The sequence below is a fragment of the Pasteurella atlantica genome, assembly GCF_963693435.1.
Taxonomy (GTDB): Bacteria; Pseudomonadota; Gammaproteobacteria; order Enterobacterales; family Pasteurellaceae; genus Phocoenobacter; species Phocoenobacter atlanticus.
The window spans coordinates 1,501,038-1,523,969 of record NZ_OY856306.1; the positions used below are offsets into that span (position 1 = coordinate 1,501,038).

19 protein-coding genes and 1 CRISPR repeat array are annotated in these 22,932 nt (G+C 33.9%); of the genes, 6 read left to right on the top strand and 13 right to left on the bottom strand.

The window, feature by feature from the left end; all coding sequences use genetic code 11:
- Window positions 1-16: 16 nt before the first annotated feature.
- The 4 genes from uvrB to U9966_RS07135 all read left to right on the top strand — a co-directional run bounded on the left by uvrB (window position 17) and on the right by U9966_RS07135 (window position 4,996).
- Window positions 17-2,035 (top strand): excinuclease ABC subunit UvrB, encoded by a 2,019-nt coding sequence (gene uvrB, locus U9966_RS07120; RefSeq protein ID WP_306346993.1) that lies wholly within the window; start codon window positions 17-19, stop codon window positions 2,033-2,035.
- Window positions 2,036-2,176: 141 nt separating this feature from the next.
- A CRISPR array of direct repeats spans window positions 2,177-2,624; the repeat unit is 28 nt; unit sequence GTTAACCATCGTGTAGATGGCTTAGAAA.
- A 153-nt stretch (window positions 2,625-2,777) separates the two neighbouring features.
- Window positions 2,778-4,076 carry a Xaa-Pro aminopeptidase gene (gene pepP / locus U9966_RS07125; RefSeq protein WP_306346994.1) on the top strand — a complete coding sequence of 433 codons (1,299 nt, stop codon included), beginning with the start codon at window positions 2,778-2,780 and terminating at the stop codon, window positions 4,074-4,076.
- Window positions 4,077-4,203: 127 nt separating this feature from the next.
- Entirely contained in the window at window positions 4,204-4,596 is a 393-nt protein-coding gene (locus U9966_RS07130; protein ID WP_306346995.1) for a hypothetical protein, read from the top strand.
- Between the two features lie 4 nt (window positions 4,597-4,600).
- On the top strand, window positions 4,601-4,996 hold the full coding sequence (locus U9966_RS07135) for a hypothetical protein (RefSeq protein ID WP_306346996.1): 396 nt from the start codon (window positions 4,601-4,603) through the stop codon (window positions 4,994-4,996).
- Between the two features lie 6 nt (window positions 4,997-5,002).
- Here the strand turns inward: U9966_RS07135 and U9966_RS07140 are convergent, their stop codons facing one another.
- The 4 genes from U9966_RS07140 to U9966_RS07155 form a co-directional block, all read right to left on the bottom strand.
- Window positions 5,003-5,359 carry a hypothetical protein gene (locus U9966_RS07140; RefSeq protein WP_090922277.1) on the bottom strand — a complete coding sequence of 119 codons (357 nt, stop codon included), beginning with the start codon at window positions 5,357-5,359 and terminating at the stop codon, window positions 5,003-5,005.
- A 132-nt stretch (window positions 5,360-5,491) separates the two neighbouring features.
- Complete coding sequence (locus U9966_RS07145; protein WP_306349282.1) at window positions 5,492-6,634, bottom strand: hypothetical protein; 1,143 nt, start codon at window positions 6,632-6,634, stop codon at window positions 5,492-5,494.
- A 126-nt stretch (window positions 6,635-6,760) separates the two neighbouring features.
- A complete protein-coding gene (locus U9966_RS07150; RefSeq protein ID WP_306346998.1) occupies window positions 6,761-7,819 on the bottom strand; it encodes a hypothetical protein in 1,059 nt (352 codons plus the stop codon).
- Window positions 7,820-8,049: 230 nt separating this feature from the next.
- Window positions 8,050-8,550, bottom strand: a complete 501-nt coding sequence (locus tag U9966_RS07155; protein ID WP_306346999.1) for a hypothetical protein — start codon at window positions 8,548-8,550, stop codon at window positions 8,050-8,052.
- Window positions 8,551-9,170: 620 nt separating this feature from the next.
- Between U9966_RS07155 and U9966_RS07160 the strand changes: the two genes are divergently transcribed.
- Both U9966_RS07160 and nadE read left to right on the top strand, forming a co-directional pair.
- A complete protein-coding gene (locus U9966_RS07160; protein WP_306347000.1) occupies window positions 9,171-10,289 on the top strand; it encodes a nicotinate phosphoribosyltransferase in 1,119 nt (372 codons plus the stop codon).
- A 3-nt stretch (window positions 10,290-10,292) separates the two neighbouring features.
- A complete protein-coding gene (gene nadE, locus U9966_RS07165) occupies window positions 10,293-11,048 on the top strand; it encodes an NAD(+) synthase (RefSeq protein ID WP_306347001.1) in 756 nt (251 codons plus the stop codon).
- Window positions 11,049-11,240: 192 nt separating this feature from the next.
- On the opposite strand, the gene tadA is transcribed toward nadE, so the two are convergent.
- The 9 genes from tadA to U9966_RS07210 form a co-directional block, all read right to left on the bottom strand.
- Window positions 11,241-11,747 carry a tRNA adenosine(34) deaminase TadA gene (tadA, locus tag U9966_RS07170; RefSeq protein ID WP_306347002.1) on the bottom strand — a complete coding sequence of 169 codons (507 nt, stop codon included), beginning with the start codon at window positions 11,745-11,747 and terminating at the stop codon, window positions 11,241-11,243.
- A gap of 1 nt (window position 11,748) precedes the next feature.
- A complete protein-coding gene (locus tag U9966_RS07175) occupies window positions 11,749-12,636 on the bottom strand; it encodes a DUF535 family protein (protein WP_306347003.1) in 888 nt (295 codons plus the stop codon).
- 98 nt (window positions 12,637-12,734) lie between these two features.
- A complete protein-coding gene (locus U9966_RS07180; RefSeq protein WP_306347004.1) occupies window positions 12,735-14,585 on the bottom strand; it encodes a DEAD/DEAH box helicase in 1,851 nt (616 codons plus the stop codon).
- 413 nt (window positions 14,586-14,998) lie between these two features.
- A complete protein-coding gene (pnp, locus tag U9966_RS07185; RefSeq protein ID WP_306347005.1) occupies window positions 14,999-17,155 on the bottom strand; it encodes a polyribonucleotide nucleotidyltransferase in 2,157 nt (718 codons plus the stop codon).
- Between the two features lie 199 nt (window positions 17,156-17,354).
- Window positions 17,355-17,759, bottom strand: a complete 405-nt coding sequence (locus U9966_RS07190) for a hypothetical protein (protein WP_306347006.1) — start codon at window positions 17,757-17,759, stop codon at window positions 17,355-17,357.
- Window positions 17,756-18,655: a hypothetical protein gene (locus tag U9966_RS07195; RefSeq protein ID WP_306347007.1), complete on the bottom strand. Its 900-nt coding sequence runs from the start codon at window positions 18,653-18,655 to the stop codon at window positions 17,756-17,758. Before U9966_RS07195 ends, U9966_RS07190 begins: the two co-directional genes overlap by 4 nt.
- A gap of 4 nt (window positions 18,656-18,659) precedes the next feature.
- Window positions 18,660-20,918 (bottom strand): ATP-binding cassette domain-containing protein, encoded by a 2,259-nt coding sequence (locus tag U9966_RS07200; RefSeq protein WP_306347008.1) that lies wholly within the window; start codon window positions 20,916-20,918, stop codon window positions 18,660-18,662.
- 4 nt (window positions 20,919-20,922) lie between these two features.
- A complete protein-coding gene (locus U9966_RS07205) occupies window positions 20,923-21,636 on the bottom strand; it encodes a hypothetical protein (RefSeq protein ID WP_306347009.1) in 714 nt (237 codons plus the stop codon).
- Window positions 21,614-22,921: a radical SAM/SPASM domain-containing protein gene (locus U9966_RS07210; protein WP_306347010.1), complete on the bottom strand. Its 1,308-nt coding sequence runs from the start codon at window positions 22,919-22,921 to the stop codon at window positions 21,614-21,616. Before U9966_RS07210 ends, U9966_RS07205 begins: the two co-directional genes overlap by 23 nt.
- Window positions 22,922-22,932: the final 11 nt, after the last annotated feature.

Below are 22,932 nucleotides of genomic sequence, written 5' to 3' on the forward strand. Positions count from 1 at the left end.
ATGACTCAAAAACAATATGCAAAAACAAAAGCCTTTTATTTTACATAGTCCTTTTAAACCAGCAGGGGATCAACCTGAAGCCATTGCAAAACTAAAAGAAGGCTTAGAAGACGGTTTAGTTCATCAAACGTTACTGGGTGTAACGGGTTCAGGTAAAACTTTTACCATAGCAAATGTGATCGCAGACTTAAACCGCCCTGCAATGCTACTCGCGCCAAATAAAACCCTTGCGGCACAACTTTATGCTGAAATGAAAGCCTTTTTTCCTGAAAATGCCGTTGAATATTTTGTGTCTTATTATGATTATTACCAGCCAGAGGCGTATGTGCCAGCGAGCGATACCTTTATTGAAAAAGATGCGTCCGTAAACGAGCAAATCGAACAAATGCGACTCTCGGCTACCAAATCTTTTCTTGAACGCCGAGATACGATTGTAGTAGCCTCTGTTTCTGCGATTTATGGATTGGGGGACGCTGATGCTTATCTTAAAATGATGTTGCATCTACAAGTAGGCGAGATCATCAATCAGCGTGAAATTTTATCTCGTTTAACCGAATTGCAATACACTAGAAACGATCAAGCCTTTCAACGAGGTACGTTCAGAGTGCGTGGCGAAGTGATTGATATTTTCCCTGCGGAATCGGACGATCAGGCGTTACGAGTCGAACTGTTTGATGATGAAATTGAAAATTTATCCCTATTTGATCCTTTAACAGGACAAAGTTTAGGGCGAATGCCACGCTATACCGTTTACCCTAAAACCCACTACGCCACACCTCGTGAGCGTATTTTAGAGGCGATTGAAAAAATCAAAGCTGAACTTGTTGAACGTCGTGAATATCTGATCAAAGAAAATAAACTTGTTGAAGAACAACGCCTGACACAACGCACCCAATTTGATATTGAAATGATGAACGAACTCGGCTACTGCTCAGGCGTAGAAAATTACTCTCGCTATCTTTCAGGCAGAAAAGAGGGCGAAGCTCCGCCAACATTATTTGATTATATGCCTGCTGACGGTTTGCTAATTATCGACGAATCTCACGTGACCGTGCCGCAAATTGGAGGAATGTATAAAGGCGACCGTTCTCGTAAAGAAACACTCGTGCAATATGGCTTCCGCTTGCCTTCTGCATTAGACAATCGCCCACTACGGTTTGAAGAATTTGAAGCCCTTGCACCACAAACCATTTACGTATCCGCCACCCCAAGTAACTATGAATTGGAAAAATCAAATGGCGATGTGGTTGAACAAGTGGTTCGTCCAACAGGACTGCTCGACCCTATTATTGAAGTTCGCCCTGTGGCAACCCAAGTCGATGATTTACTTTCAGAAATTCATAAACGTACCGAAGTAGAAGAACGTGTTTTGGTTACGGTTTTAACAAAAAAAATGGCGGAAGATTTAACGGATTACCTTGATGAACACGGTGTGCGAGTACGTTATTTACACAGCGATATTGACACCGTTGAGCGTGTGGAAATTATCCACGATTTACGAATGGGAATGTTTGATGTACTGGTTGGAATTAACTTATTACGTGAAGGCTTAGATATTCCAGAAGTATCGCTTGTCGCCATTTTAGACGCTGATAAAGAAGGCTTTTTACGTTCTGAACGCTCACTAATCCAAACCATCGGTCGTGCAGCTCGAAACTTAAACGGAAAAGCAATTTTATATGGCGATAGAATTACCAACTCAATGGAAAAAGCCATCAGCGAAACCCAAAGACGTAGAGCCAAACAGCAAGCTCACAATGAAAAACTGGGTATTACCCCACAAGGTTTAAATAAAAAAGTCAGTGAATTGCTAGATATTGGGCAAAGTAATAAAACAAAACGAAATAAAAAATCTGCAAAAGTAGAAGAAAATCCTACCGCTTATATTCCAAAAACTCGCAAAGCTCTGGAAAAAGATCTCAAAAAATTGGATGCCGAAATGCGAGAGTTCGCTCAAAATCTTGAATTTGAAAAAGCCGCTGCCACAAGGGATAAGATTAAGCAGTTAAAAGAGTTTTTGTTGATGGTGGATTGATCGCATAAAATACCTTTATTTTTAGCTTTTTTAAAATTATTTAATTATCAACAAGTTACAAAACATACTAAAAAAAGGGTATTTTTGCTAATTTTTTACTTCAGATATTGAAAAATAAGGATTTTATTAATAAAATCTCTAGTTAACCATCGTGTAGATGGCTTAGAAATAAAATCACTCTACCAAAAAAAGAACTCAAGCGTTAACCATCGTGTAGATGGCTTAGAAATATTAGTATCTAAAGATAAATTAAAAGAGAATGTTAACCATCGTGTAGATGGCTTAGAAACGATTATGATTGGGCAATTGTTGAACCCTCTTGTTAACCATCGTGTAGATGGCTTAGAAATTTTTCATCTTTAACATTTATAGGAATTTGAGGTTAACCATCGTGTAGATGGCTTAGAAATACCACCCTAATTAAAGACCTTTTTTAATTGCGTTAACCATCGAGTAGATGGCTTAGAAAGACTATGAAAAAAGTTGAGGGTTCTTATTCTTGTTAACCATCGAGTAGATGGCTTAGAAAATCAATAGTAACATCTAGCTTAAATTTATAACGTTAACCATCGAGTAGATGGCTTAGAAAGAGTAGGATATAAAAAATCACTTACATAATTCAAAACTCAAACAGATAAAACACTATTCTAAATAATAATCTTAAAAATACTATTGAATTTCACTTTAAAACTGCTTAAAGTTACGCTTAATCACATAGTAATAAATAGAAAAGGAAAAAATAATGGATCTTAGTTATATGGCAAAAATGCCACAATCTGAATTTACTGCTCGCCGTCAGCGTGTATTTGAACAAATGCAGGATAATTCCGCATTAATCGTTTTTACAGAAACAGAAAAACGCCGTAATAACGATTGTGAATACTTATTTCGTCCAGATAGTTACTTTTGGTATTTAACAGGCTTTGCAGAACCTCAATCGGCTCTACTTTTAATTAAACAACAGGGTAAAATGCAAAGTATTCTTTTTCTACGTGAAAAAGATCCATTAATGGAAACGTGGAACGGTCGCCGTTTAGGTACTGAAAATGCACCACAAAGCTTAGAAATAGATGAAGCTTATAATATTGAAAACATCAACGAAATTTTTGCAAAAAAATGTGACAATGTGACCGCTTGTTATTATGCAGAAGGTTTACAAACTTGGGGAGATAAGATTGTTTCAACTGTTTTTGATAACGTGATTAGCTGGGAAATAATGCTGTCTGAAATGCGTTTAATTAAATCCAAGTTAGAAATTGATTTAATGCAACAGGCATGCCATATCTCTTCAATGGCACATATTCGAGCAATGAAAACCACTCGCCCAAATCGTTATGAAATGGAAATTGAGGGAGAAATTCATTATGAATTTAGTCGCTTTGGCTCTCGTGGTCCCTCTTATAATTCGATCGTGGCAGGAGGCGATAATGCTTGTATTTTACACTACAATGAAAACGATCAAGTATTACAAGATGGCGATTTATTACTGATTGATGCAGGGGCTGAATTTGCAATGTATGCAGGAGATATTACACGTACTTTCCCAATTAATGGTAAATTTAGCCAACCACAACGAGAACTTTATCAATTAGTATTAGAAGCTCAAAAATCACTGATTGAACAAGCTCGTGCAGGTATTTCAATGCAGACCCTGAATGAAATTTATATCGAAAAATTAACCACAGGTTTGGTTGAATTAGGCATTTTAAAAGGTGATGTCAAAACGCTGATTGAACAAGAAGCGTGGCAAGAATTTTATATGCACGGTTTAGGACATAGTTTAGGCTTAGATGTACACGATGTAGGTAAAATTGGTAGAGATAAAAGATACCGTGATCGTCCGTTGGAAGTAGGAATGGTGTTTACCATCGAACCAGGTGTCTATATTCCAAAATCAGCAAGCGTTCCAGAACAATATAAAGGTATTGGTATTCGTATTGAAGATAATATTGTGATTACTGAATACGGCTGTAAAAACCTCACTAGTAGCTGTCCGAAAGAAATTGAAGATATTGAAATGATGATGGCTGAACAAATTTAAAATTCAATCGTTGGTGTAGGGACAAAACAGGGTATGTTCTGTCCCTTGTATCTACAATGTATTTATATATCAAATAACACGTTACCTGTTGTTATTACTCAAAACTTTAACCATTCAAATAATAGCGATGAAAAAAAGAACACAAGCCTTGTTAATTTTTGTATTTACACTGAGCCAAATTTACTGTGCGATGGGAAAGCTAGATAATGTCCACTCCTCGGCTCTCCTTTCTTTTTTTGAAGAAGCCTTAGGTATGTCTATTTTTACTGTTATTGCTTATATTCCTATTGCCTATCTTTTAGGTAAAATCCAATCTCAAAATCTAAAAATTCTCGCCAGATTTATCTTTTTTGTAGTGATTTGGTTTTATTTAGATTACTATGTTTTTGAGTATCAAGTGGCGATGTGGAGTACCTTTACTTTTTACGAAATGCTTTATCAAACACTTAGTTATTCTTGGCTCGCAATACTTATTTTGGCAAGTGTATTAACCTATATTTTTAAACGAATGGAGAAATGATTTTATGTATTATGTGAGCAGCGTAGTTAATTTAATCGCTTTTATTCTCTTTATTGGTTTGATATTAGGTTGCCTTATCCCAAATCGTTTTTTTCATAAAAATAAAGGCAATAAATTTGCCCTTATTTCTGTAATAATTATCGAAATTGTCTGCTTTTTTCAATTAAATAGTGCGGGATTTATTTTAGATAAATCTGAATTTGATTACTTCTTAAATGATTACTACTTCCCTACTCTACTAACAATAAATAGTCTTTTCTTAGCAATTTTAGTGTGGATATTGATGAAAAAACAACAATATAAATTCGTCTTTTATCTTAGTTATATCACCTTTATTTTACTCAGTTTCTTTGTATATAATCATTTCTATAACTATATGAATCACGGACAGGGTGGTTGATGATATTTATTTTCTACAAGAAATTTCTCCAGTAATAGATTGCACGGATTTAATTTCAATAGCTTCTACCACACTATCATAATCTTCTGCAAACCCCTCTGTGGCTTTTCCTAAATCTTTTAATACCAATTCTGCAAGGACTGGAGTATAAGGTTTGGAGGGCTTAGCGACTTTTTCATTATACAAATTATTCAATTTATCTGTTGGATCAACAATCCAATACCCTTTTTCTGATCCACAAGGTTCGAAAGACGACACTTCGTGACCAAAGGTTAATAAACCTTGTACAGCTGTATTATCTTGAGCAATATTACAACCTGATAACGCTATTGTAATTGGTAAAATTAAATGTGTTTTTTTCATATTTATGTCTCTTGTTTTTTGATAACGGGTTAGGTGTATGAATAGTGGCGGGTTAAAAAAACTTTAATCTTAGCAGATAAAATGCAAAAACGTTTAGTTAAGCACCTAACCAGCTATTGTTTATACACCATGTTACCTACTGTTATTATTTTCTCGTGGGTCGTAAAAACCCCCTTGCTCTCGTAATTTTTCTTCACTACGCGTTTTATCAAATAGATAAAACCAACGCTCACCATTAAATAAAATAACTTCATCATTACCTGTTATCATCAAAAGTTCATCATTTGCAACCATATCATTTATACCACCTGGAATAAATACATTTGTGTCCATATTTTTGGTTTCAACTCCTAATAAAAGATTATCATTGATAATTTTTTCAGGATTAATAGAGAAACTTCCCACCTTGACTTCTTGCAGTTTATCATCTCTATACACTGCCATACCATAAGCACTTGCAAACATTGGCAAAACATAAAGTTCTCCCTTAAACCACTCTATTTTTTTAATTGAATGCTCCCAATGTAATTTTTTTGGTATAGTAATTTTTTGCCACTCATCCTTACGCCCCTTGAGAATATAACGCTCACAATTCAGATATACAAAATTATCACTTGCACAAATAATCTGTTTGATATTACAGTCAAGAGATAATCCAATAGGCTTCCATTCGTTATTTTCGTAAATCCATAAAGTACCTTTGTTTCCACCTGCATAAATTTCATTGTCAGAAAATCCGTCAATACACAAAAAACCATTTGTGAAATTATTATCGGAAAAATGCTTTTGAACTTCTTTTGTACTAATATTTGCCCATTTAGTATTCTTGATGCGTTTATAGACTTCTCCACCACTTGCAGACGCATAAACAACATCATCAATAACTGCCATATCAGTTATTGCTCCCTTTGTAGCAATAACTCTACCAAATAACGTAAAGCCATCATAACCGCTCACAATATTTTGTTGTCCAATAACAAAATTTTTATTGCAAACACCTAAAAAATCTATACCTTTAACATTACTTATCGCAACTAAACGAGTAGCATCATCAACAAACCACTGAAACCATTCATTCCCTTTTTCTCGTAAAGTGGGAACATATCCTGTAATACTCATTACACGAGGATAATCCCAATCATCATATTCCTTTCCGTGTATTTTTTTATCATAAAAATTTTCACCAAACAAATAAATTCCATTAGAGTGCAATACTCCTCCGACAATATTTTGGTCTATATTTATTTCTTTTCTAATATCTTCGTAATATCCCATAATTTTAAACAGTTTTAACAGGTAACGGTTTAGAGCATGAACATGAACAGTAGCGAATAAAAATGCACGAACTTTCGGTTAAGCACCTGACCCGCTATTATTTATACACTATGTTACCTACCGTATTTATTTTTCTCTTGGGTCGTAAAATGTTCCACTTGCTCGTAACTCCTCTTCGGTTTTGTTTTTATCAAATAGATTAAACCAATGATTACCATCAAATAAAACAACTCTATCACTATCCATTATCATTAGTAAATCTTCACTTGTAACCATTGTTTTAGATGACATTGAAAACCCAAAATGAATTGTTGCTGGAAATTCAATATTTTCTAACTCTCCGTTTCTTAATCTTTTTAGTTCCGCATCATCTAGAAAATATAGCTCTCCTTGAAAACAAGTAATTTGTTTGACAATATTAGAAATCTCATCTTTAATAATTACTTCCCACTGGTCATTTCTACCTTTTATAATTCTATCCTCGTTATTGATAAAAACATTACCATCAGAACAAATAATTTCTGTTATTTCGGATTTATTACTTGAAGGGATTTTAATTTTTTCCCACATTCCATTTTTATTTGAATAAAAATTTCCTTTTTCATCTGCTGTGTAAATTTCATTGGCAGAAAAACCACCTATCACAGAAAAACCATTGTTAAAGTAAGATTTTTTTTCACTTTCTGAGAAGTATTTTTCTGTTTGTTTATTCGTAATTTCTTCCCAATTATTATCACTAATTCTTCTATAAATAGCACCACCTGTTGTACAAACATAAGCAATTCCGTCAATAACGGCCATATTCATAACAACTCTTTTACCTAATTCAATAACATTTTCTGTCCAAACGACTCCGTTAGTGCCATTTTTAGCCACTTTTTGACTTACAAAACTATCATCAGTTAAATAAGAACAAAAATCAACATCTTTTAAACAAGTAGCAGGATAAAGAGATTTTATACCACTATATATTTCTCCACACCATTCATCGCTTTTTTTTCGATGTTTTGGAATGTACATATTTATAATTAACTTTTCAGGATAATTCCACACATCGTATTTTTTTCCGTGAATTTTGGGCTCATAATAATTTTCAGTAATCAAATATATACAATCTTTGTGGATTGCTCCTCCAACAAATTGAAGATGTTCATTTGCTTGTTTTATTTTGTTGTAATCTGCCATAATTCCTTTCTCTTTTGTATTTCTGTTACTCTATATGGTTGCTAACGATCCGAATGTTTACGCTGTTGCGAATAAATATACGATATTTTCCAGTTAAGTAAATCCCTTTAAATGCAATACTCTTACCGATTAGAAAATACGAATATTTATTACTCCTCTTAATTCACCTATCGTATTAAGTTCTATTTGATTAGGATTATCTAAAATATTTATAAATTCTTGTTTATTCATCATTCTGTTAGCGTATTATTAGAATTAAAATGATTGAATGTCTCTTTCAATTCAGGAGTATTATTCATATCAAATTTCCTTCCCCAACCTTTTGTGCCAAGTTGTCGATAACCATCTCCTTTTTGTATTAAAAAATTTTCATATAATCCCAATTCAAAATCATTGTTATTATTATCAGATAAAGTGATATGAATAATACTCAAGCCTTCTTTACCGAAAATTTTTTTCCATTTTCCAGTACTCAAACTGTTAATTTCATCAACAATTCGTTTAATTTTTTGCTCGTCTTCAATTATAAAACTGCAATCTTCCGACCAACAATAATCACCATTAGAAAATAAACTATAAACTCCTATCTTTTGAATATTATGGTATTTATTTTTAGTAGAAATTGGTGTGTAAGTCACACAAGCAATTAATATAACAGAAAAGACAATACAACATATTACTATATATGCAATATAGCGAAGAGCTATTTTAATTTTTTTGTAACTTGCCATAATTTACTTCTCCTTTAACCTTATAATATATTAAATCTTCTGTATTTGTTTCTAAATTTTTCATAAGAATTTCAAATCCATAATCATTATGGGTATTGTTTTGTTTTCTCAATAAAATTATTTCTCTTTAAACTATATTCTTCGCCTAAATTCACTTTTTTCATTTTTTCTTAATGACACATAACAAAAGTATAAGCACTATTGCGTTTATATTCTCTTTATTTTCACCGTAATTTATATATTTTAATAAAAATCAATCAATATTTGAACACCTTATTATAAGCTGTTTAAAATCAATAGTTAAATAATACAAATTTAAAATGAGTTTGAATAAGATGCCTAACAGACAAGATGTGTTAAATATATTTATTTGAAGATGTAACTGGTTCAAAATATTCCACAACAAATATAGCAAATATTTAAAAAAATCTGCTTTAAAAACAGGTGTAAAAAAACAATTGATAAAACAAACAATCTATTTTATAGCGGTACGATTTTTACAATTTTTTGCAAAAAAAACCAAAATAAAATTTTTACTTTACATTTTAAATAAAACAAATTGCAAACCATGCTATTTTTGAATAAAATATTATCCATTCCTGTTTAAATAGTGAGTAAATATGACAAATATAAAAGAACAAAAGCTCAAACAACAAGGCAAAATAAAACGTCTTACCAATAAAACCTTTAAATTTGATGAACGTGTAGGTGAGGGTTGGTTCTCTGCCGTCTATTTTTTAAAAACAGCCCAAATTGCACAGGCTAACTTCCCCAAAGATCGAGTTACTATGCAATTTTTCCAAAAGAAAAATGCTATTTTATGTGGTATTGATGAAGCGGTGGCTTTATTACATTGTTTTGCAAAAGAGCCTGAAACCTTAACTATTCACGCATTAAATGATGGCGATAAAATTTCACCTTATGAAAGTGTGCTCACCATTGAGGGGGAATACGATAAATTTGGTTATTTGGAAGGGATTATTGACGGTATTTTGGCTCGTAGAACTTCTGTTGCGACTAACGTTTATCAAATTGTACAAACAGCAAATAATAAACATATTATCTTTATGGGCGATCGTGATGATCACTTCTCTCAACAAGCTGGCGATGGTTATGCCGCTTTTATTGGTGGTTCTTCTGCTCAAGCCACTTATGCAATGAATGAATGGTGGGGCGAGCAAGGAATGGGTACAATGCCTCACGCCTTAATTCAGCTCTTTGGGGGCGATTTGGTGGCGGCTTGCCGTGCTTATAAAGAACAATTTCCTGATGATCATTTAGTGGCATTGGTGGATTATCATAATGATGTCATCAACGATTCTCTTTTAGTGGCAAAAGCTTTTGGTAAAGAGTTATACGGTGTTCGAGTGGACACCTCACAGCAGATGATTGATAAATACTTCCTTGATAATCCACAAGAATTAGGCAAGTTCGACCCTCGAGGTGTGAATAAACGTTTAATCCAAGTATTACGTAAAGCCCTAGATGACAATGGTTTTCCTTATGTGAAAATCATTGTTAGCGGTGGTTTTAGTGTGAAAAAAATCAAAGAGTTTGAAGAGGAGAATGTCCCTGTTGATTCTTATGGCGTAGGCTCATCATTATTAAAAGTCAATATTGGTTTTACAGGTGACTGCGTATTACTCAATGGCAAACCACAAGCAAAAGTGGGACGAAATTATGTCAAAAATCCTCGTTTAGAGTTAGTTGACTTTCCAGTAAACACACAGAGTAAATAAAAAATGAAAGCAAATTGGAATGTAGTAGCGTATGCTGATTATTTAGTAAGTTGGTTAGAAAAACAACGTATAGAAAACTATAATGCGAATGGCTATACCATTGGTATTAGTGGAGGGATTGATTCTGCTGTTGTCGCTTGTTTATTAGCAAAAACAGGGGCGAGAGTGCAAGGTATTGCTCTACCAAGTGCAAATACTCCCGCTATTGATATAGAGCAATCTCAAGAATTAGCGGAGAGTATTAATTGCCCCCTATTAATTAGCCCTATTACTGACATTTATGATACTTTTATAAAAAGTATGCAGCCACTATTTAACGACCAAGCAGAACGCCAAAATGTGATTTCAGGTAATGTTCAAGCAAGGCTACGAATGATCGCTCTCTACGCTCACGCACAAAGCCATAATCATATTGTAGTCGGCACAGATAATGCGGCTGAGTGGCATATGGGCTATTTTACTAAATTTGGCGACGGCGGTGCCGATATTCTCCCTTTAGTTCATCTTACCAAAGCCCAAGTTTATGATTTAGCTCGCTATTTGAATGTTCCTCAAAGCATTATCAACAAAGCCCCGAGTGCAGGTTTATGGGTAGGTCAAACCGATGAAGATGAAATGGGCGTGACTTATGCAGAAATTGATGCTTATTTACAAGGCGAAACGGTCAGTGAAAAAGCCTTAGAACGTATCAACTTTTGGCACAATCGCTCTCATCATAAAAGAGAGCTTGCGGCAGTGCCGGAGGTTTTACCAAGATAAATACAGACACTGAGTTCTTTATTTTATTCCATAAGGACAGGATCTACCCTGTCCTTATATTTTGCATATATCCAACCGTTCTTGTTTACTTGTAAATTTTTGTTTAAATGTTACCGCTTATTTTTGATTAATTTCCGTTTTTAAATTATCTTTGGGTAATGAATGTCCAAGTTTATATGTGCTGTTTAAAATTTATTTTTTCTCACTACGCCTTTTCCTAAAAAATTGGCTAATCTTGTGACTACATTGCTCTTTTAATACGCCACCTTGAATCTCTAAAAAATGGTTCATTTTGTAATCTTCAAAAAGGTGATAACGAGAGCCTACGGCTCCTGTTTTGTAATCGCTGGCACCAAATACTAAACGCCCTATTCGGCTATGTAAAATGGCTCCTGCACACATTGAGCAAGGTTCTAAAGTTACATAAAGGGTGGTATCCAGTAAACGGTAATTTTTTGTAAATTTTGCTGCAGATCGTACCGCTTGGATTTCGGCGTGAGCCGTTGGATCGCAAAGGGAAATAGATTGATTATAACCCTCTCCAATGATATTGCCTTGATTATCAACCAACACAGCCCCAACAGGGATTTCCCCCTCTGCTTCCGCTTTGTCTGCCAGCGTTAAGGCATACTTCATAAAGTATTCATCTTTTTCTGAAATAACCAAAGAACAGTGGTTTTGTGTGGGTTGAATAAACATTTTATACCTTGATTTCTTTCATTATTTCCGCTTCCATCCAATCAAACATTGCATAGCGTTTACGATACATTGACCGTTTTTTCGCTATAACCTCATTTAAGTCACGGCGTGTGATTTGTGATGAAAGCTGCCAATAACCATTAATTAATGTTGCCTCATTTTCTTGCCAAAAGGTATTATAATCAAAATAGACTTTTTGTGAACCATAGCAACGCTTTTTGACTTGATATTTTAATGGAATACCCATTAATTCTTTATTCATTCCTTGAGCCAGTAAACGAAATGCCTCAACTAATAAATACATTGGTCGTATTCCGTGTAGTTTTTTCGTCAGATTTCTTACAATATCTTGTGCTTTCACACCTTTAGGACCTTGAACGCAGGTAATAAGTAACTGATTTTTGTTTAAAAAAGTAAACGAAGCATTATAAAGATGACACTGGTTACTATCGACCAAACTTAAAGCAAAAAATCCTTCAAAAGGATCAATGTCATAAATATCTAAATTTAAAGAAAATTCCTCATCCAGTTGAACTAATTTGATTGTACCCAACTCGATGAGTTTTTGACAATTTAATTCCTTAATTTGAGTATCCATTTCCTCGAAATTGTGACAAATAGCATCTAATCGTTGTTTTACGGAAAAGCGTTTATCTGCATATTTAAGTAAAAGTGCATTAAAACGCCAAATATCTTTTTGAAATAATCTTGCCCATTGCTTATTTTGATTTAAAAAATCAACCATTATTGCTGTTTTTTTGCCACAATAAATACGAGCAAAAAAATAACGAAGAATGTTGCGACAACGTTTTAAAACACGTTTGTCTCCATTTTGGATATACATTTCTACAGCATTAGGAAAATGCGAAAAAATCCTTTTTTCTAACATAATTTAACACCTAATTAAAATAAAAAGTCCCCCTATCTACTCCTCGCAAGCGAAGGAGATAATAGGGGGATAACTTATTGATTATTAATGCTTAATAATTAACGTTTACTACGACTATCATTAAAACGTTTTTCTTTAAAACCGCCGCCTTCTTTACGACCTCTGCTGTTTGAACGATTATTATCAGAACCAGAACGTCCTCGTCCACCTTCTGAACGACCACGTCCTCTGCCACCATCACGGCGACCGCCACCACCAGATTGTTGCTCTGCTTCGCCAATAAATGACATTTGCATCGGTTTATTTAATACACGTGACTTAGTCGCAAAGTGCTGAACAATATGCTTTGGTAAACCTTGTGGTAATTCTAAGGTTGAGTGTTTATCAAATAATTTGATATGGCCAATGTAACGACTATTGATATCACCTTCATTTGCAATTGCACCTACGATATGACGTGCTTCCACACCATCTTCACGACCAAGTTCAATACGGTACATATCCATTTTTACACCGTTACTTTCACGATGTTCACGACCACCACGACGATCATTACGACCTCCATCACGATCATTACTACGCTCTGCTCTTGCTGGACGAGCTTTCGCATCTGGTGGGAGAATTAATTTTTTATTTTGAGTAAGCATCATCATCATTGCTGCTGCTAATTCTTCGTGATCTTGATCTGCAGTAAATAAATCTTCCAATAATTGACGATACATTTCTAAATCACGATGCTCTAACTGTTTAGAAATTTGTTTTTTGAATTTCTCACTACGACTTTCCATTAGCATTGCGTGATCAGGCACTTGAACTTCGTCAATTTTTTTCTTCATCAAGTTTTCAACATTACGCAATAAACGACGTTCTCTTGGATCAACAAAAAGTAACGCTTTACCAGAACGACCCGCACGACCTGTACGACCAATACGGTGTACATAACTCTCTGAATCTAATGGAATATCATAGTTGACCACTAAACTGATACGATCAATATCGATACCACGAGCAGCAACATCCGTTGCAACTACGATATCTAAACGTCCTGATTTTAAACGTTCTAAAGTTTGCTCACGTGCAACCTGTGTCATATCGCCATTTAATGCCGCAACACGGAAACCATTACGTTCTAACAATTCCGTTATATCCGTCGTTGCCGATTTTGTGCGAGTAAAGATAATTGAAGCATCAAAATCTTCTACTTCTAAAAAGCGTAACAATGCTTCATTTTTACGGAAACCATTCACTAACCAATAACGTTGTTCGATATCAGGAGCTGATTTTTGGGTTGCTTTAATTTTAACTTCTTGCGGATTATTCATAAAACGACGCGTAATACGACGAATCGCTTCTGGCATTGTTGCAGAGAATAACGCTGTTTGATGCTCGTCTGGTAATTCTGCCATTACAGTTTCAACATCATCAATAAAGCCCATACGTAACATTTCGTCCGCTTCATCTAATACGATTGCTTTTAAGCGTGACAGATCTAACGTTTTACGACGAATATGGTCTAAAATACGCCCCGGCGTTCCCACCACAACGTGTGCACCCTGTTTTAAGGCACGAAGTTGGATATCATAACGTTGTCCACCATAAACGGTAACAACATTTAAACCTTTAATATTTTTTGAGAATTGTTCTAATGCATCAGCAACTTGAATAGCTAATTCACGAGTCGGTGCCATTACCAACATCTGTGGATAACGCTGACTTGGAGCAATTTGTGCTAATAATGGTAAACCAAACGCTGCAGTTTTACCGCTTCCTGTTTGTGCCATACCTAATACGTCATTACCATTTAATAAATGTGGAATACATTCTAATTGAATTGGTGACGGCGTAACGAATCCCATACCTGTCACAGCATCAAGTAATGCTGTTGGTAAGCCTAAATCGGCAAAAGTTTGAGTTTCGATTTCTGTCTGAATTTGTGTTTCTGTAGTCATATAAGTCCAAAAAATAATGAATAAGCCTTATGGCTTTTCATTGAATAAAAAAATTGCATTGTTGAGGGCTAAGCAGTTGATCCTGTTTAACTATTCCTGAGTATAGCGGTATGATTTTAATAAAAATTTGTAAATTTTTGTACAAATCGAACCGCTTCATCGTTTTAATTCTCCCAACAATAACGGGATATTAGTTTTCACCTTTTATTCGGCTAAACTAAATAATGCAAAACGATACTCAACAAAGTTGTTCACCAGACCTGCTAATTAGACGGAAAAGGTATTGTATTCCCTTTTCAATTTGATTAATTTGAGTGTTTGTTTTGCAATTGTGTTTTATAAAAATAATCATAAAACACTGTAGAGATAGGGCGTACCCTATCTCCACGTAATTTAATAATAAATTCTCTTTATTATTCTTCTGTCTGTTCTACTTCTAAAACAGTTTCTGTTTCTTCTTGTGGTAACTCTTCGGTTGTTGATGCAGCATCGACACCTTTCATCGTTAAGCGAATACGCCCTTGACGATCGATTTCAACGACTTTCACATTCACTTCTTGACCAAGTGTTAGATAGTCACCCACTTTCTCTACTCGCTCTTCCGCAATTTGAGAAATATGAACTAACCCTTCTTTACCACCTAAAATAGAGACAAATGCCCCAAAATCTACAACGCGAGTAACTTTACCACTATATACAGTATTCACTTCAACTTCTGCTGTAATTTCTTCGATACGAGCCATTACTCTTTTCGCTGCATTGCCATCTATTGCTGCAATTTTAACAGTACCATCATCATCAATATCAATCGATGTGCCTGTTTCTTCGGTTAATGAACGGATTGTTGCACCACCTTTACCGATTACATCTTTGATTTTCTTAGGATCGATTTTAATGGTATAAATTCTTGGTGCAAAATCTGAAATCTCTTCACGAGGACCTGCAATTGCTTGTTCCATCACGCCTAAAATGTGCATTCTCGCACCTTTTGCTTGATTTAATGCAATACGCATAATTTCAGGGGTAATTCCTTCAATTTTGATATCCATTTGCAATGCCGTTACGCCGTCACGAGAACCCGCAACTTTAAAGTCCATATCACCTAAATGATCTTCATCACCTAAGATATCAGAAAGAACAACAAAATCATCACCTTCTTTTACTAAGCCCATTGCAATACCTGCAACCGCTGATTTAATAGGCACACCTGCATCCATCAATGCTAATGAAGCACCACAAACAGAAGCCATTGATGAAGAACCGTTTGATTCTGTAATTTCAGAAACAACACGTACAACATAAGGGAATTCTTCTGCACTTGGCATAACAGCTAAAACACCACGTTTTGCTAAACGACCGTGACCAATTTCACGACGTTTTGGCGAACCAACCATTCCAGTTTCACCTACAGAATATGGAGGGAAATTATAATGGAATAAGAAACGATCTGATTTTTCACCTGTTAATTCATCAATATTTTGCGCATCACGTTCAGTACCTAATGTTGCGACTACTAATGCTTGCGTTTCACCACGAGTAAAGATTGCACTACCGTGAGTACGTGGAAGTACACCAGTACAAATATCTAATGCACGCACCGTTTCTTTGGTACGACCATCAATACGAGGTTCACCGGCAATTACACGACCACGTACAACTTTACTTTCCAAAGAAGTGATAATATCAACAATTTCACCTTCAGAAACTTCTTCACTTTCTATTTCTGCTGCTAATTGTGCAATAACGTCTGCTTTGATTTCATCAATTTTTGCATAACGTTCTTGTTTTTCAATAATACGGAACGCATCGCCAATACGAGACTCAGCTAATGCTGTCACTTTTTCGATTAACGCTGTATTTGGTTCAGGAGCTTTCCAATCCCAACGAGGTTTACCTGCTTCTGCAACTAATTCATTGATATTTTGGATTACCACTTGTTGTTGTTCGTGACCAAATACAACCGCTGCTAACATTTGCTCTTCTGATAAAATGTCTGCTTCTGATTCAACCATAAGTACCGCATTTTGCGTACCTGCAACCACTAAGTCTAAACGGCTGATTGCTTGCTCAGAAATTGTTGGGTTAAGAACGAATTGATCATTAATAAAACCAACACGTGCCGCACCGATAGGACCATTAAAAGGTACACCTGATAATGAAAGTGCTGCTGATGCACCGATCATTGCCACTAAATCTGGGCTAATTTGAGGATTGACAGACACCACTGTCGCAACAATTTGGATTTCATTTAAGAAACCTTCAGGGAATAAAGGACGAATAGGACGGTCAATTAAACGAGCTGTTAAGGTTTCGCCTTCAGAAGGACGCCCTTCACGTTTAAAGAAACCACCCGGAATACGACCTGCTGCGTAAGTACGCTCTTGATAGTTCACTGTTAATGGGAAGAAATCTTGTCCTTCACGCATTTCTTTTTTTGCTACGACTGAAACGAATACGGTTGTATCGTCCATACTTGCCATTACGGCTGCTGTTGCTTGACGAGCGATTGCACCCGTTTCTAGTGTTACGGTGTGTTGACCGTATTTAAATTGTTTTACAATTGGATTCATTACATTACCTGTTAAGTTAAATATCTAAGGTTCTGTTTTATTCCTAAAAAATTGCGACTAGCAAAAATCATCTTACCCTTATTCATAGGTAGAAAAATAACTTTTGATAGCCGCCTCTCAGTACACAGAAATAAAACTGTCGTATTATACTATATATTTTTAGAATTGTCGCATAGTTTGTGAAATAAAAATAAATAGACTATTGTTCATTCTCCTTTTTATGATCAAAATCTAAATTAGCAAAATCTCGAAATTGTTGTTCTATTTCTGGTTGTTTTAGCTTTAACTTACTGGTACAAACTGCCCAACTTTCACATAAATTTTTAAATACTTCTAAATTGCAACCTTTATTATCTGAATAACATACAGTTTTACTTTCTGTATCATAACACATTCTAAAATGTGGAAATTCATCACCTAATGCTCTTTTCTGTGAACGATAAACCTTCCTAATTAAAGGTGAAGCATTTTTAACATAAACATCAACAACTAATATTCGATGAGAATAAATAATAATCACTTTCAAAGGTTTAAAATTATCGAATTTCTGGGGAATATCGTTATTAAAAAGTTTGTTTTTTATACTAGAAAATAGATCTATCACTTATGTTCCTTTAAATATTCAACAATATTCTTATTATCAACCTGATAATATTTAATTTCGTTTTTATAACCATAATAACAAAACGGACATTTTTCTTCGTAAAAATAGCCTAAATCAATGCCCTTTTTAGACTTTATTTTATTTCTTTGATCATAAAGATAGCTGTTTAATCCTTCCCAATAAGAAATTTCATCAGGTTTTGATTTAGCACGAGCAACACCTAAATTTTTCAGTCCATAAAAATAATGATTTAATTCTAATGGGCTAAATTGTTCTATCTTTTTATTAAAATCGATAATACCGTTCTTGGTAAATGCTTTCATTAGCAATTTAGGTACAACCAATAATTTATTAAATGAATACTGCGGATCTAATGGCGATTTATTTATTTCTAAGCCTAATATCTCTTTTGAATATGACGTAATCGTTTCAAAACCCTGACAATAATCACATTTTTGAAAGAATAAATTAAATCGAATTGGAGAGATTTGCCCAATGATATTATCAATCAAACTGAATAAGCGAATACTGTGATATTCATAATCATTACCTTTCTTTACAGCAATAATACCGCTACCTTTTAAAAAAGCTTCGTTAAAATTATTGGTAGCCACTAAATAAAAAATAGGATCTTTTTGTGAATTAATTAGTCCATTTTTATATTCTTTTTTTAATGTCTCTATCGTTGTTTGTGGTAGTTGATGATATTTATATAAATGGCTTATGGCAGGATTATAAAAAAATTCTGTTTCATTATTTAGCTTATTTTCTACATCATCTTTATTTTTATAAAAAAAGACATTTTTATCAGGCACGCAAATCTTGTGAGTATTTTCAAAAATGTTTACTACATCAAAGTAATTTTGCTGTTTGTATAAATTATTGATCTTTTTCATTGCATTATTCTCCTTTAAAACTCAAAAAATTATTTTGGTGAACATCGCCCATAACAATATTCTTTTCTGTTTTTGTCTGAATATCTATGCCTAAATCAATAATATATTCACTGTTTTTGATAAAATAAGGATTGTGTTCAATACAGATTACGGTGTTATTTTTAAGATAAGAATACAAAATCTCTAAAATTTTATTGATAGAATTTTTATCCAAGCCTGATGCTGGCTCATCAAAAAATAAAAAGAAGCCACCTTTCTCTAATTTTTTATGATTTTTCAAAAGAAAAGTAGCAAAACGCAAGCGTTGTTGCTCGCCACCGCTTAATGTTTCCGTTGAACGCCCTAAACTTAAATGATCCAAAGATAAAGCGGTTAAAATTTCTACCGTTTTTGCTAAAAAAGCAAATTCTTCTCGTTTTATCAATTTAGACAGTTGCATATTCAGTACATCAATAATGCTCATTCCATTTAGTTTAAATAGTGCAACATCATTACTGTATCGACTTCCTTGACAAATTGGGCAAACAAAAACTTCTTTTTGGTGGTAAATTTTATTGTGGTATTCAATCATTCCAATACCTTTACATTCATTGCACCCACCTGTTGAATTAAATGAAAAATCAGAGCTTGTTAATTCTGTCTTTTTAGACGTTGCATATTGCGTAAATATTTTTCTTAATTCATCAAAACAACCTAAATAAGTAGCTAAAATAGAGCGTGAATTATTATGAATTTGTGTATTCGTGAAAATTTCTGTGTTACAGTGATTCTCTTGTAATGCTTTTGGCAATAATTTTAATGCAAGGGTTGTTTTCCCTGCACCACTTGCCCCAATTATGCAAATTAATTTGTTTTGTGGAATACTTAATGATTTTATATCTACATTATAAAGCGGTGCTAAATTAACAGTGATATTTTTGCTATTTTTTACTAAATTATGATTTTTAATAAAGCCTTTAATTTCAGGTTTTTCAACAAGATAACCGCCTTTCTCGCCCGCTTCTTTTCCTAAATATAAAATATTATCCGCAATATCATCAAAAAAATCAGAATGCTCAACCATTATCACAAGATTATGTTTTCTTAACGCAAGAATATGTTGCTTAATATTGTTTAAATCTAACTGGCTTAAATTTGAAGATAGTTCATCAAAAATCAGTAAATGATTGGTTTTATTTTCTTTCAGTAAATTAAATATTTTTACTCGTTGATTTTCCCCTGCACTCAATGTCGGTAAACTGCGAGAAAGGGACAAATGCCCTAATGATAATTTTTTCAGGGTTTCAAGATCATCAATAATCTGTCTAATATTTTCATTTTGAATGGATATTTTCGTTAAGAAATTGTGTAGTTCATTCAAGGATAAATGCAAAATATCAAAAATATTTTTATCTTTGATAAAAACAATGAGCGTTTCTTGCCCAAATCCTGTGCCTTGACAAGTTTCGCATAGTTGTTTCTGCACTTCGCCTTTTCCATTACAATTGCGACAATAATTTGCCAACACAGAATTTGTCGTTTTAGAAAAAAGACTATTGCATTTTCGTAATAAAATCTGACCGCTAAATGTATCTAATAAACTGCGATTAAAGAAAACCCACTCGTTATTGTGTTTCATTGCCAAATGAGTGGCATTTTTTTGATAAAGTGTAAACTGCGTAGCATCAATTTGAATGAGTATTTTATACTTTTCCGCTTTAATATTCCTAACTTTATCACTTGCGATCTCTTTTTCTCGATCTCGCTCATCAATAATAATAACCTTATTACTGTTTAATTTTTGACAAATAACATTAAAGCTTGACGCCGTTATTTCCTCATATTCACTGAATAAATAATAAAATTGTGCCGTTGGGTAAAATCTATAAAGTGCATTTAATGTCGTAATGCTATCAAGTTCTTCAATCACATTTCCTTTATGCAGCACAACACCATCATCAATAAATAATTTTTTTATTGATGAAAGCAAATTAGTTCTAGTTGCAACTGTTGAAGTAATAGACTGTCTTGATACTTGTTGTGCGATCAACTTGGTTGGCAAAATATGATCGCATTTTTCAAATTTTGGTCTAACCGTATAATAATAAAGGTCGTTTGTTTCCTGAGCAATTTTATATTGTCGCAAGCATTCTGCATAAAGCACTTTTTCAACTAAGGTACTTTTACCACTGCCACTCGTCCCTTTTACAACAATTAGTTGCCCGATTTCTGCCTTAAAATCAATATGTTTAAGGTTATTTTCATAAATATTATAAAATTCCATAAAACTACTCTTTTCTGTCAAATCTAACGGTTACAAGTTCTCTTGATTTGAATGTGCAATCTTGATTAAATTGCACTGTTGCTTGGGTTCTTTTATGTAATGCAAAATAATTATCAACAATTAACAAATCGCCTTTTTTGTTCAAAATAACCTCTGAATATTGGTTAGCAAGTGCATCAATTAAACAATTTAATGGATAGTCACCAATTTGTACTGTTTTTGCTAAATGATGATCGATATATTCAAAATGATAACGCATCATTAATCGATTAGTATTTTCTTGTACATAAAATAAATTACGCCACACTTCATTTCCAACAACATAAGGTAATTTTATATTCAATACTTCATCATAAGATAAACCAAAAATATCCATTAGTCCTTGTACAATATGCTCGCCAACAACCACTTGATTTAACCCAAAATAAGGCGACTTAGGATCTTCTTCCAAACAAAGCATTACAATGTAGCGAGGCGGTTTTAATGTCCACGAGAAATCTGTATGAAATCCGCCATTTTTAGGATTTTCAGCTAAATCATCGCTATAAACGAGGGTATTAAAATGATGATAATCGCATTCCATTCGTGGAGAAAAATAAATGTGAAAATCATCACGGATCTCTTGAACCAGTTTCTCAAAATCAAGTCCGTAACCAGTTATAGATTGATAACCTTGTTTTTCAATTAAATCAAAATCAATGAGTGAGGCTAAATTCATAATCATTTCCTTTTTGGGTAATTAAATGTTCTTTAATGTAGAGTGAAAAAATTTGGGGAATAATTGTCTTATGGGCAAAACACATCGGCGATTTACTTTCTTTGCGATAAAGTGGGCAACCAGAAGCACACACTTTGCGAAAATTACATTTTTTACAATCGCTATTATTTACATATTGGATAGCTTTACCTCGTTTAATGATTTCAACAAGGCTCTGTTTTTCTGACAATGTGCCGATCGGCTTACCTTTATTAAACTCACTATGGCAAAAATACAAATCGCCATTAAGGTATAACGCTGCCCCTTTTGTTCCCATTGCACAAGGATTTTCTTGTGGACGATGCAAATTCAGATCGCTGACCAACATATGATGAGAAAGCAGGTAGCCTTCTTGAATTTTCTTTTCAAAATAATGAGCTAACGCATTAAAAACAGTAATGAAATCTTGATTAGTAAAGCCCACTCCTTTCACATCACAAATTCTAAAATCTAATTTATGCGTCACTGCAAAATCAATGATTGGCAAAATATGATCAGGATTTCCCGTTGTTAAAGTAAGTAATAATGCTGGGGTAATGCCTTGTTCAAGCAAAAAAAGGATATTTTCCATCACATTATGAAAACTGCCTTTATTGCTACGAAAAATAACCCGATGAGCATCGTGAATTTCTTGTGTGCCATCAAGAGAAACGGCAATATTAACCTGATTTTCTTTAATAAATCGAATAATTTGTTCGCAATTTTTATGCTTTCTGAAACCAACTAAGTTGGTATTTAATTGCAAGTGTAATCGTATTCCACTTTGCGATAATGCTTGTTTAAAAGCGGTTATTTCTTTATGCCATTTTGCAAAAACCAACAACGGTTCGCCGCCACTGATCTTAATACCAACTGATTGAATATTAGGTTCTTGTAAAATTTTCGTTTTTAACAGATCAAATAAATTAGGATCGATCTCTTGGGTTGAATGCAACGATGGAATATAACAATAAGTGCAATTTAGATTACATTTATTCGTGGTTTGTAGCCAAAAATTTAAGTGCGTACTGGTTTTTTCTGGTTCAACTTGTGTGAAAATAAGATTTTCTTTCTGGGCAAATTGTTGCAAAGTAAAGTCGGTTAAGGGTAATCCCAAACGATGATGCTCTTTTAAGCGATTAAATAAAACTTCACTCTGACAAAAAGTAAAAGACCAATCATCAGAGCGAAAGAATGTTGTAAAATCAACAATAACATATTGATTATCGACAACCAAAAATAGTAAATCTTGTTTTAATTTCATCATTCTAATTGTCG